We start from the raw sequence: 13350 nt of genomic DNA on the forward strand, positions 1-13350 counted from the left end.
AAAGAAAATGCAAGTAACCGCAACAATGGCCGGAACAGTTTTGACTGTTTTGGTTGAAAAAGATGAAATGATTAAGGAAGGCCAAGAAGTGATTATGATCGAATCTATGAAAATGGAAATTCCTATTGAAAGTACTGGAGCTGGAAAAGTGAAAGAAGTGCATGTTCAAGCTGGTGATTTTGTAAACGAAGGCGATGTCCTTATTACGATTGAGTAAACTCCTTTCTAAGGTCCAGGTGCTTAATCATTCGTAGAGGAGGAAAAGCAAGTGACAACAACAAAGAAAAGTTCCGCTGAATTAATAGAAAGGCAGAATCAAGTTTTACAGGGTGGAGATCCTAAATATCACGAAAAGTTAAAAGCTCAAAATAAAATGTTTGTCCGGGATCGGTTAAATCTTTTATTTGATAATGGAGACTATGAAGAAGATGGACTTTTTGCAAACTTTGAAGCAGGAGATCTTCCTGCAGATGGGGTTGTTACCGCCATCGGCAAAATAAATGGCCAGACCGTTTGTGTTATGGCAAATGATTCAACAGTAAAAGCAGGCTCGTGGGGTGCCAGAACGGTTGAAAAAATTATCCGAATTCAAGAAACTGCTGACAAATTAAAGGTTCCTATTCTTTACTTAGTCGATTCTGCTGGAGCAAGAATTACGGATCAGCTCGAGATGTTTCCGAATCGACGCGGTGCAGGCCGAATCTTTCATAATCAGGTCAAGCTTTCAGGGAAGGTCCCGCAGGTATGCATTTTATTTGGGCCATCGGCTGCCGGGGGTGCGTATATTCCTGCTTTTTGTGACGTGGTTATCATGGTCGATAAAAATGCATCAATGTATTTGGGTTCACCGCGCATGGCCGAAAAAGTAATCGGTGAAAAAGTTACCCTTGAGGAAATGGGCGGAGCACGTATGCACTGTTCTGTTAGCGGTGTAGGAGATGTACTCGCCTATAGTGAAGAAGAAGCGATTGAATCAGCGAAAAAATATTTGTCCTATTTCCCTGCCAATTATCAGGAAAAGCCAAGAGTAATCGAGGCGATCCAACCAAACTATAAAAAAGAACTGGAAGATGTGATTCCAGCTAATCAAAATGCGCCATTTGATATGTTTGAGTGTATTGAAGCCCTTATTGACGATGGCAGCTTTTATGAAATGAAAAAGCTTTTTGCTCAAGAGTTGATTACCGGATTTGCGAGAATTGATGGGAAAGTGGTAGGGGTTATTGCCAATCAGCCCAAAGTAAAGGGCGGCGTCCTATTCGTCGATTCAGCTGATAAGGGAGCCCGTTTTATCCAGCTATGCGATGCATTTCATATTCCATTATTATTCCTTGCAGATGTACCCGGGTTCATGATTGGCACAAAAGTTGAACGAGCGGGAATTATTCGGCATGGTGCCAAATTAATTGCTGCGATGAGTTCAAGTACAGTTCCTAAAATATCGGTAATTGTAAGAAAAGCTTACGGTGCTGGTTTATATGCAATGGCCGGCCCAGCCTTTGAACCTGACTGCTGCATAGCCCTTCCGACTGCGCAAATTGCAGTAATGGGCCCTGAGGCTGCCGTAAATGCCGTTTATTCTAACAAAATACAAGCAATCGAAGACCCAAAAGAAAGAATCGCATTTGTCCAAGAGAAGCAAAGAGAATACCAAGAAAGTATTGATATTTATAAATTAGCCTCAGAATTAATCGTGGATGAGATTGTTCAGCCAAACGACCTAAGAAAGATTTTATCGAAGCGTTTTGCTTATTTCGATACGAAGGATGTTGTTTTTACAGACCGCAAACACGCTGTATATCCGGTGTAATTTGAATACATGGCCCCAGCTCGCAAAGGAGGAGATGGGGTTTTTTATGTGGAAATAAGAAACAGGAAGAATGTCCTTAATAGAGGCAATTAGGAAGGCATAGAGAGAAACATGAAAATGTGTTTTTTCAGACCTTCCCTTTCAAAATGTTCCTTTGTACAAACTCACTTACTTTTGATAACATTATAGGAAAAGTTTACTTATTAGAGGGGATTCTATGAAGGTTGCAATTATGGGAGGTGGGGCTATCGGCCTATTGTATGCGGCACACCTTGCCAAGAAGCATGAAGTAACACTTTATACAAGAACAGAAAGGCAAGCTGAGTGTATCCGCAAAAAAGGTGTAGTCCTAATCCAAAATAATAAATCGGAAACATTACCAATTCACGCCTACCCTTTTACTCAAGTAAAAGGGGAAGAAGAACTTGTTATTATAGCGGTTAAATCATACCATTTACATGAACTTATGCCGTCTTTTAAAAGCTTCCATCATTCTGCATTCCTCTTCTTGCAAAATGGAATGGGTCACCTCTCCCTTCTAGAAAACCTCGAAGCCAAAACGATTCTTGTAGGAGTTGTAGAGCACGGTGCGGTACGGCTAGATGAGCAAACCGTTCACCACACAGGAATTGGCCAAACCCGTTACGGAGTTTGGAAAGGAACGCCGATGCACAAGCTTGAGAGCCTGGCGACTCCTTTTTTTCCTTTTGTATTTTCTGAGGATCCCATCCAAATGTTAAAGGAAAAGCTTCTGGCCAACTGTATCATTAATCCGCTTACCGCTTTACTGGCTGTTCCTAATGGAGAGCTATTGGATAATCCTTTTTATTATGAATTGTTTTTGCAAACATTTAATGAAACGGTTCATGCTCTTCGGCTTTCCAATCATGAAGATTTATTAACAAAGGTTAAAGAAATTTGCAGAAAAACCGAAAAAAACCATTCGTCCATGTATAAAGATATACAGTTAGGAAGAAAAACAGAAATTGATGCGATTGTGGGTCCAGCCCTCAAGCAAGCTTCCTTACATCATGTAGAGGTCCCCATTCTTGAGTTTTTATATAGGTCTATTAAAGGGAAGGAGGCCCCTCATAGATGATATCCTTTTTTTCAAGTCTTCTCGCTATATTTATCATGATACCGTTCTTTTCTTATATACTGGTTTTTGTGATCGTTAAATCGATTACCAGAGATCATAAACGAGCTGTTCGCAGTTCCATTGATATTACTACATTCTTCTTATTTATATGTATTCAATTTATGATTGCAGAAATTTGGGGTGCCGGATATATTTGGTTTTTCTATATCGGAATTTTAGTGTTAGCCATTATTTTTTCATTTTTTCATTGGAAGGGGAATGTGGAGATTCAGTATCGCAAGCTTCTGAAAGGGCTTTGGAGAATTCAGTTTATTGTTTTTTTCGTTATGTATTTTTTCTTCTTGTTATATGGGTTAACCACAAGTGTTTTACATACAGTAACCTAATTATTTGCAGCAATTTTGCCTCTAAATCCTGTGAGGCAATATTTTTTGTTTTCCTACTTTTCAGTGCTATACTCATTACAGTTAGATTATCCGCAAAAGGAGCAGTTATTTATGCAGTACATCCTACACAGGGGGATTGCCGGAAATCAATTGGCTCAAGATTATATGAACCAAAAAGAGTCTGTCCTTTCCCTATTTCCTTATCATTTTTGTAAAAATGATGTGTTACTGAAGCGATGGGAATCGTTAAAAGGACGTTCCTATCCCAGAGATGATATTAAATTAGCAATCCAAGACTATATGGAGCCATTCGGATTAACTCCAGAAATCGAACAGTCTTTACATAAACTTGAAAACATAGATGCAACCGTTATAATAGGGGGGCAACAGGCCGGTTTATTAGGCGGTCCATTGTACACCATACATAAGATTGTTGCTTTAATCAAGCATGCTCAAATGGCTGAAAAAGAATTGGGAAAACCTGTCGTGCCCGTTTTCTGGATTGCCGGAGAAGACCATGATTATGAAGAGGTCAACCATGTGTTCATCCGAAATCAGCATCAATGGAACAAATCAGTCTATCCGGAAAAATTGCTAAAGAAAACAATGGTTAGTGACATACCATTAAATCAACCGGTTAGCGCAGCGTGGGTAAAAGAGGTTTTGAGACAATTAGGTGAAACCCCTTATACTTCTGAATTGCAAGCCACCCTAAATTACTGCATTCAGCAGGCGAAAACATTTACAGAATTTTTTACGGCATTTATTCATTCCCTATTTAAAGATTATGGGTTACTGTTAATTGATGCATGTCATCCGACTCTACGAAAGCTCGAACAGCCGTTGTTTGTAAAAATTGTAGAAGAAGGTCCTCAAATTGCCCTTGATATTGCCAAAGACCAGGCGGAAATAGTGAATATGGGTTATAAACCCTCATTGGAACTGGATCCCCAAACAATCCATTTATTTATTACGCTTCATGGAGAACGGGAGCTTTTATTCTATGACCAGGAACAAAAGCTTTATTTTACCAAAAGCGGTTCAGTCAAATGGAATAAGGAGGAGCTTTTAGCGCATGTTGAGCAATATCCCCAGCATTTTAGCAATAATGTAGCAACGCGGCCACTATCGCAGGAGCTATTATTTCCAACGCTAGGTTTTATTGGCGGACCAGGTGAAATTGCGTATTGGTGCGAATTAAGAAGTGTCTTTAAACGATTTGAGATGGACATGGCACCTGTCATTCCAAGAATGCAGATTACTTATATGGAAAGTTCCGTTGTGAAAAAGTTGCATCAATATGGCATTAGTTATGAAGAAGTCATTCGTACAGGTATGAAAGAAATAAAAGCTGAATATTTAAAGGAAAGATCCCCTATTCATTTATTCGAATCAGTTGAAGAAACATCAAATCAGATTCGTAGTAAATATGAAGAACTTGTCAGAAAAGTAAAGGAATTTGATAAAGGTCTGCTGCCTATTCTCCACAAGAATGAAAAATTTGTGATTGATCAGCTTCATTTCCTTGAAGAATTTATATGGAAACAGCTTGAAAAAAGAAATCAAAAAGTGCTGTCGGATTTCGATGAACTGGATGCGTTTCTGCATCCGTTTGGCGGTTTGCAGGAGCGGATTTGGAACGTTTGTTATTTTATAAATCAATATGGTTTTGACTGGCTTAAACAAGTAATGGCGCTGGAGCTTGAATCAGGAGCCAACCATTACGTGATTTCCTTTTAAGTTAAAAACACTTCGTTTTTTTTACATCGTTCATAAAATAAAGAATAAAAAGCTCGCCTTTTGGCGGGCTTTTTCATTTTTCTGTTTATGGCGACAAGAATATATGGCCAAGGTGATGAAAATTAACGAATCAGGCAGAAATAAATAGAACGGTTTTTAAAGGGGATTTTTAACAAAAAGAGAAAATATAAAAAAACGGGTGGTGGAAAGTGGGGGATTGTGGTACATTAAGGGTAGAAAGTGGGGGTAGCGGGTATGTTCATGGGGGAATATCATCATAACATTGATCAAAAGGGAAGAATTATCATTCCAGCTCGTTTCCGTGAGGATCTCGGGGAAGCATTCGTATTGACTCGCGGTCTCGATCAGTGTTTGTTTGGTTATCCTCAGCAAGAATGGAAAGCGATGGAGGAAAAAATGAAAGGTCTCCCATTAACGAAAAAAGATGCCCGTGCGTTTACTCGTTTCTTTTTCTCTGGCGCTTCCGAATGTGAAATTGATAAGCAAGGACGAATCAATATTCCACAAACATTGCTGCAATACGCCAAGCTTGAAAAAGAATGTGTAGTGGTAGGTGTCTCAAGCCGAATCGAAATCTGGAGCAAGCCTGTTTGGGAAGAATATTTCGCTGCTTCTGAAGAATCTTTCTCTGAAATTGCAGAGAATATGATTGATTTTGACATATAAACTCAAACTAGACCTGAAGACATCTTGAATAAGAAGGTGAAATATAGTGTTTTCTCATAAAACAGTGCTTCTGCATGAAGCGGTAGACGGATTAAATATTAAGGAAAATGGGACATACGTAGATTGCACATTAGGCGGAGCAGGACATTCGGAAGAAATTGTAAAGAGATTATCAGCTCAAGGCAGGTTAGTTGCCTTTGATCAAGATGAGACAGCATTGCAGCATGCAAGAGAGAAACTATCCCCATACAGTGACCGAGTTATTTTTGTTCAGAGTAATTTCCGCTACATAAAACCAGAATTGATTGCACTTGGAATAAACCAGGTAGACGGAATCCTTTACGATTTGGGAGTTTCATCCCCCCAGCTTGATACCCCTGAAAGAGGATTTAGCTATCAGCATGATGCACCATTAGATATGCGGATGGACCAGCGACAAGCTCTTACAGCGAAAACAGTTGTGAATGATTGGCCGATTGAGGATTTAATACGAATCTTTTTTCGCTATGGCGAGGAGAAGTTTTCTAAATCGATTGCGCGAAAAATTATCGAAGCAAGGGAAAAAGGACCAATTGAGACGACAGAGCAACTGGTGGACATTATTAAAGCAGGGATTCCAGCCCCGGCAAGAAGAAAAGGCGGACATCCTGCAAAAAGAGTATTTCAGGCCATTCGAATTGCAGTGAATGAGGAATTAGATGCATTTGAGGAATCATTAGAAGCTGCCATTGAACTATTAAAACCGGGTGGGCGTATAAGTGTTATCACGTTCCACTCGTTAGAAGACCGGATTTGTAAAAGAATCTTCAAGGAGTACAGTGAGGGACCACCCATTCCTAAAGGTGTTCCTCTGTTACCTGAAGATGAACCAAGTATATTAAAACTGGTCACTCGTAAACCAATCCTTCCTTCAGAGGAGGAATTAGAAGAAAATAACCGTGCAAGATCTGCAAAGCTTCGGATTGCGGAAAAGAAATCTTGAACGACTAGGAGGAGACATTTTGAGTAACTTAGCACGCAAATTACAACAGCAGCAACAAATCCACGTTCAGCCACAGCCTAAGCATCAGCCATCCAAAAAAATTCGTCCTGGCAAACTTACGCCTGTTGAAAAAATTCTTGGTTTAGTTTTTGCCTTATTTTTGACTGTCCTAAGTGCTCAGTTGATTGCCAGTTCCGCGGGATTATATCAAATCAATAAAGATATCGGACAATTGGAATCGGAAATTATCCAGCAGGAAAGAAAGAATCAGGATTTAGAGAATCAAGTTAGTGAGCTAAGCCGATACGAAAGGATTATGGAAAAAGCGAAGGAGCTTGGATTAAAGCTTGACGAGAACAATGTAAAGCTTGTGGAGGGGCACTAGACATGATCAAAAAGCAGCCCACCATGACGAAAGGAGCGGTTCTTCTCTTTTTTGGATTTGGACTGCTCTTTTTGCTTTTACTCAGCCGGTTTGTATATTTGCAATCTGTCGGTGAGGTTCAAGGGAAATCGCTATCTGAAGAGGCAATAAGATTATATACTAAACAAAATTCAGTCGAAGCTTCAAGGGGAGATATCCTGGATCGAAATGGTCAGGTTATTGCAGAGGATACAACGACCTTTAAACTGGTAGCGGTCATTTCGGAAAAAGCCACAGAGGATAAAGATCATCCCCGACACGTTGTAGATAAGCAAATGACGGCTGAAAAACTGTCTGAATTTATACCTATGTCTGAAGAAGAAATCTATAATAGATTAAATCAGGACAATCCAGACCTCTGGCAAGTAGAATTTGGGGCAGCCGGTTCATCGATTTCTTACAGTGTTAAAGAGCAGATTGAGGCTTTGGAATTGCCGGGAATTGAATTGTATCGGGAACAGCAACGATTTTACCCGAACGGAATATTTGCTTCGCATTTAGTAGGTTTTACGCAGGTTGAAAAACAAGAAGACGGAACGGAAACAATGATGGGTCAGCTCGGGATTGAGCAGAGCTATCAGAAGTACTTGCAAGAAAAAGATGGGAAAATTCAATATCAAAGTGACGCATGGGGCATTCTTTTGCCCGATGGTAAAGAACAGGTCATTCCGCCGCAAAATGGGGATACCATTTATTTAACTTTAGATACAAAAATCCAGACCTTTCTGGAAGATGCAATGACTACGGTGCAGGAACAATACAATCCCAAACAGATGATTGCGATTGTAGCCGACCCGGATACAGGTGCAATCTTAGCAATGTCGCAGCGGCCAACTTTCCATCCGCAAACAAGGGAGGGCCTCGACGAAACCTGGCATAATCTAGCAATTGAATCGGCTTTTGAGCCGGGGTCGACCATGAAAATCTTTAGCTTAGCAGCTGCGGTGGAGGAGAACGCATTCAATCCAAATGCTAAATTTCAATCCGGCCGGTTAAAAATCGGTCCAAATACAGTCAATGACCACAACTGGGGTCAAGGCTGGGGAGAAATCACCTTTTTAGAAGGGGTTCAGCGATCATCCAACGTGGGATTTGGAATATTGGCCAGAGACTATTTAGGATATGACAAGCTGTTAGAGTATTTAAATAAATTTGGATTTGGCAAGCCAACCGGTATTGGACTGCCTGGGGAAGCTGCAGGCAAAATTCTATATGACTATGAAATTGAAAAAATCACAACTGCTTTCGGACAAGGGACCACCTTAACTCCGATTCAGCAAATTCAGGCAGCTACCGCTATTGCCAATGAAGGAAAAATGATGAAGCCGTATGTAGTACAGAAGATTGAAGACGGCAATACAAGGCAAGTCATTGAAAAGACCGAACCAGAAGTAGTTGGACAGCCGATTTCAAAGGAAACGGCCAGAAAAGTACTAGATATATTGGAAACAGTTATTACGGCTGAAGAGGGAACGGGTAACCGTTATCAAATTGAGGGCTACAGTGTGGCAGGGAAAACTGGAACTGCACAGATTCCAGATCCGGAAAATGGCGGATATTTAGATGGGTACGATGACTTTGTATACTCGTTTTTAGGTATGGCCCCTAAGGACGATCCGGAATTAATTATGTATGTCGCCATTCAGCAGCCTGAATTAGATGAAGAGAAATACGAGAGCGGATCTGTTCCTGTTTCCATGATTTTTAACCCAGTTATGAAAAGCAGCTTACAATATTTGAAGATAGAGCCTAATAATCTACCAAAGCCTGAGCCTACTGCGGTTCCTGACTTTGTTGGAGAAAATAGCCAAACTTCTATTACTAAGCTTGAAGAAATGGGGCTCACCCCTGTAGTCATCGGGGAAGGTACCAACATTATCGATCAGGTGCCATTAGCAGGTACGATGCTTTTGCCGGGGGAAAGGGTTCTGCTGCTTACAAATGGGACAAAAACAGTTCCAGACATGACAGGATGGTCTCTTCAGGATGTAATGAAATTCGTGAAAATTACAAACATCGAATTAAATAATTCCGGAAGCGGCTATGTAATCCGTCAAAGTCTCCCTGCCGGTTCTGAATTAACAGATTCAGATATTCTAGTGGTAGAGCTGGAACCTCCTTCCAAAGCGTATAAAGAGACCGAAGAAGAAGTTGCAGAAGAAGATGGAGAAGCTGAAGAACAAGGTACTACCGAAGAACAAGATGAAACGGAAGAATTAGAAGAAGTAGAAGGAACATAGTATCGTATAGATTCCTCTCAGGATTATTCTTGAGGGGAATTTTTCGTGGATCGTATGTCCTCAAGTAATTGTTTCCCGCGGGTTTCATGGGTTTGCAGACATCAGTTCCGTTATGTTTGGAAAAACAGCCGTTTTTAAAAATTATAGGATATCCGCACCTTTACTTGCGGCCAACCGGGCGTTTCAGGAAATTTTTTTAGACAATTTCACTATCGTCACACGAGGGAATTTTAGGTTCTATCTGACTAGTGTACAAGCATATATTGGAACGAGCCTAAATTTGAGGAGGTTCCTAAGTTGAAGCGCGTATCCCAAGTAACAGTTCGAAAACGATTAACGATTGCACTATTTGCGGGAATTTTTATCTTCTTTATTATTGATCTCAGGTTAGGCTATGTCCAGTTTGTTCTGGGAGATATGCTGACCACTCGGGCACAAGATTCGTGGAGCCGCAATGTCCCATTTCAGGCTGAACGGGGAGAAATTCTCGACCGAAATGGGGTTGTTCTCGCTACCAATAAGAGTGCACCAACTGTTTTTGTCATACCAAGACAGATTGAAAATCCCGCTGAAACTGCTGAAAAACTAGCTTCGGTTCTGGATATGTCGGTTGAAAAAGCCTATAAGCATGTTACAGCGCAGACAAGTATTGAAACGATTACACCTGAAGGCAAAAAAATATCAAATGAAAAGGCAAATGAAATTAAAAAGCTTAATCTCGAAGGAGTCTATATTGGAAATGATTCCATTAGACATTACCCTGAGGGCAGCTATTTGTCCCATGTATTAGGGTTTGCTGGTATTGACAATCAAGGTCTAATGGGCCTTGAGCTATATTATGATGAACAATTAAGCGGTGAGAAGGGGGCAGTTGAATTATATCTTTCTGCCAAAGGAAAAAAAATGCAAGGCCTGGCGGATGAATTTGAACCTCCTGTTGACGGGCTTGACCTGAAATTAACAATTGATTCCACTGTCCAAACCATTGTCGAACGAGAATTGGATATTGCCGAGGCTAAATATAATCCAGACGGGATTATTGCCATTGCGATGGACCCGAATAATGGTGAGATTTTAGCAATGTCCTCTCGTCCAACGTTCGACCCGGCTGATTTCCAAGCAGTTCCTCAAGAGATCTACAACCGAAACCTCCCGATCTGGAGTACGTATGAACCAGGTTCAACCTTTAAGATTATCACATTAGCTGCTGCACTGGAGGAAGGTAAGGTTGATTTGGAAAATGATCACTTTTATGACAGTGGCGAGGTAGAAGTTTCCGGTGCTCACTTGCATTGCTGGAAGGGTGGAGGCCACGGAAGCCAATCCTTCTTAGAGGTCGTGCAAAATTCGTGTAACCCAGGGTTTGTTGAATTAGGTATGAGGCTAGGGGAAGATACTCTATTTGAATACATTCGGGATTTTGGATTTGGATCGAAAACCGGGATTGACCTTCATGGAGAAGGGACAGGAATTCTCTTCAGGGAAGACCAAATCGGCCCTGTTGAGCTAGCCACAACAGCGTTTGGACAAGGGGTTGCTGTGACCCCGATCCAGCAGGTAGCAGCTGTTTCCGCCGCTATTAATGGAGGAGTCCTTTATACTCCATACGTTGCAAAGGAATTCATTGACCCTGAAACGGGAGAAGTCGTCAGCCGTAATACCCCTCAAGCCAAACGAAGGGTTATTTCTGAAGAAACGTCAGAAAAGATTAGATACGCGTTAGAAAGTGTAGTTGCCCAAGGCACAGGGAAAAATGCCTTTGTAGATGGCTACCGTGTCGGAGGAAAAACAGGTACCGCCCAAAAAGCACAAAATGGCCGCTACTTAGAGAATAATTATATTGTATCGTTTATGGGCTTCGCTCCTGCTGATGACCCGCAAATCGTTGTATATGTGGCTGTAGATAATCCAAAAGGAACCGTTCAATTTGGGGGAACCGTTGCTGCACCGATTGTAGGAAATATTATGAGAGATGCACTTCCGTTATTAGGAGTCGAGCCTAGAAAGAATCAAATTGAAAAAGAAAGAACCTGGCTCGACACTCCTTTAGTTGAAGTGCCAGATCTAGTGGGGATGACTAAAAGTGAAATCATTCAGGCCCCTTATACACTTAATCTAGAGTCAAGCGGAGAAGGAAATGTAGTTGTGGAGCAAGCACCAAGAGCAGGAGTTAAAGTAAAAGAGGGATCTACAATCAGAATATACTTCTCAAATCCTTAATAACAAAAGGGCGGATTGCTTTTGGCATAACCGCCCTTTTTTTGAAGGCTAGTCCAGCATGGGTTATTTCTCACACTTGAAGAATATTTTCCCATCCTGAAATGAAGCGATTTTTATGAAACAAATAGCGAAAAGGGAATGTTTCATGTAAAATGGATATGACTTTTGACACTTTCCAGACGGGACAGCGAAGTGCTCTGCATCTAAGATTCAAGTAAAGAGAGGTATTTTCAATGAAGCTACAGCAATTAATAGAACATTTACATATTCCAAATCTGCAGGAACTTCCGAATATAGAAATAAAATCAATCGAACAAAATCACCAATTGGTTCAGGAAGGCAGTTTATTTATTTGTATTAAAGGATTAAGGTTCGATGGACATGATTTTGCAAATCAGGTCGTTGAAAACGGAGCAAAAGCGATACTGGCTGAACGCCCGCTTGATGTCAAGGTTCCTGTTATCGTAGTAAAAGATACAAAAAGAGCAATGGCTGTCATTGCAGATGCATTTTATCAGCATCCATCATCTGAGCTTCAGCTGATCGGGATCACTGGAACTAACGGGAAAACCTCGACTAGCCATTATGTTGAATCAATTATGAAGTATTGCGGAAAAAAGACAGGTTTAATCGGTACGATGTATCGCAAGGTAGGAGAAACCATTCTTCCTACCCAAAATACGACACCAGATAGCTTATCACTTCAGCAAACCTTTTATACGATGAAAAATGAGGAAGTTGAAGTTTGCGCCATGGAAGTTTCTTCACATGCCTTAAAAGAAGGAAGAGTATACGGGGTTGACTTTGATATTGCTGTGTTTACGAATTTGACGCAAGATCATCTCGACTACCACGGTACTATGGAAGAATACCGTTTTACAAAAGGGCTGCTATTTGCCCAGCTTGGAAACAAATATGATGTAAAACGGCCAAAGTATGCCTTATTAAATAGTGACGAAGCGGCAACGGAGTATTATAAGACTGTTACACCTGCCTTTATTTATACATATGGCATTGAACATGAAGCTGACTTTATGGCCAAAGATATAACGACTAATCATAATGGAACGCAATTTCTGTTTGCATCTCCTTATGGAGAAAAACAGGTGCAAATTCCTTTGGTAGGATTATTTTCTGTTTATAATGTTTTGGCTGCTGCCTCAAGCTGCCTGCTTGCGGGTGCACCATTTGCAAAGGTTTGTGAAGCGATTGAAAAACTCGAAGGCGTTCCAGGCCGGTTTGAGCTGGTGAGCGGTCCTCAGGACTTCACAATCATTGTTGACTACGCCCATACCCCAGACAGTCTGGAAAATGTGCTTGAGACGATACAGCAATTTAAACAGAGGGAGGTTTGGGTTGTCGTTGGATGTGGCGGAGACCGTGACAGGACAAAACGGCCAATTATGGCAAAGATTGCGTGTGAGTTAAGCGAGCATGCAATTTTTACTTCTGATAATCCGCGAAGTGAAGATCCTGCAGCGATAATTGATGATATGGTTGAAGGTGTCAAAGATTATACAAACTACCAGGTCATTATTGACAGAGAAGAAGCCATTAACTATGCTGTCCGCCATGCTAAAAAAGATGATGTCATTCTAATCGCTGGCAAGGGACATGAAACCTATCAGATTATCGGTGATGCCGTCAATGATTTTGATGATCGGGAAGTAGCAAGAAAAGCGGTAGAAACAATCTAAAAAGAAGAGTGATTACTATGTTTAAAGACCTATTTTATTATGAAAATCGTCTGATTACTTGTAAA

11 protein-coding genes are annotated in these 13350 nt (G+C 40.8%); all 11 read left to right on the top strand.

What is annotated here, in order from left to right:
- Positions 1–7: 7 nt before the first annotated feature.
- Complete coding sequence (locus tag MLE14_RS09660; protein WP_243298163.1) at positions 8–217, top strand: biotin/lipoyl-containing protein; 210 nt, start codon at positions 8–10, stop codon at positions 215–217.
- An 84-nt stretch (positions 218–301) separates the two neighbouring features.
- Entirely contained in the window at positions 302–1810 is a 1509-nt protein-coding gene (locus MLE14_RS09665; RefSeq protein ID WP_390628616.1) for an acyl-CoA carboxylase subunit beta, read from the top strand.
- A 217-nt stretch (positions 1811–2027) separates the two neighbouring features.
- Complete coding sequence (locus MLE14_RS09670; RefSeq protein WP_243298165.1) at positions 2028–2909, top strand: 2-dehydropantoate 2-reductase; 882 nt, start codon at positions 2028–2030, stop codon at positions 2907–2909.
- Entirely contained in the window at positions 2906–3295 is a 390-nt protein-coding gene (locus MLE14_RS09675; protein ID WP_243298166.1) for a DUF3397 domain-containing protein, read from the top strand. Before MLE14_RS09670 ends, MLE14_RS09675 begins: the two co-directional genes overlap by 4 nt.
- A 111-nt stretch (positions 3296–3406) precedes the next feature.
- Complete coding sequence (bshC, locus tag MLE14_RS09680) at positions 3407–5035, top strand: bacillithiol biosynthesis cysteine-adding enzyme BshC (RefSeq protein WP_243298167.1); 1629 nt, start codon at positions 3407–3409, stop codon at positions 5033–5035.
- A 255-nt stretch (positions 5036–5290) separates the two neighbouring features.
- Entirely contained in the window at positions 5291–5722 is a 432-nt protein-coding gene (gene mraZ / locus MLE14_RS09685; protein WP_243298168.1) for a division/cell wall cluster transcriptional repressor MraZ, read from the top strand.
- A gap of 46 nt (positions 5723–5768) precedes the next feature.
- Positions 5769–6704 carry a 16S rRNA (cytosine(1402)-N(4))-methyltransferase RsmH gene (gene rsmH, locus MLE14_RS09690; RefSeq protein WP_243298169.1) on the top strand — a complete coding sequence of 312 codons (936 nt, stop codon included), beginning with the start codon at positions 5769–5771 and terminating at the stop codon, positions 6702–6704.
- A 19-nt stretch (positions 6705–6723) separates the two neighbouring features.
- A complete protein-coding gene (ftsL, locus tag MLE14_RS09695; protein ID WP_243298170.1) occupies positions 6724–7089 on the top strand; it encodes a cell division protein FtsL in 366 nt (121 codons plus the stop codon).
- A 2-nt stretch (positions 7090–7091) separates the two neighbouring features.
- Positions 7092–9368 (top strand): penicillin-binding protein, encoded by a 2277-nt coding sequence (locus MLE14_RS09700; RefSeq protein WP_243298171.1) that lies wholly within the window; start codon positions 7092–7094, stop codon positions 9366–9368.
- Between the two features lie 297 nt (positions 9369–9665).
- Positions 9666–11588, top strand: coding sequence for a stage V sporulation protein D (locus MLE14_RS09705; protein ID WP_243298172.1), 1923 nt, complete (start codon positions 9666–9668; stop codon positions 11586–11588).
- A gap of 233 nt (positions 11589–11821) precedes the next feature.
- On the top strand, positions 11822–13285 hold the full coding sequence (locus MLE14_RS09710) for a UDP-N-acetylmuramoyl-L-alanyl-D-glutamate--2,6-diaminopimelate ligase (protein WP_243298173.1): 1464 nt from the start codon (positions 11822–11824) through the stop codon (positions 13283–13285).
- Positions 13286–13350: the final 65 nt, after the last annotated feature.

Source organism: Bacillus litorisediminis (assembly GCF_022808645.1).
Taxonomy (GTDB): Bacteria; Bacillota; Bacilli; order Bacillales; family JC228; genus Bacillus_BF; species Bacillus_BF litorisediminis.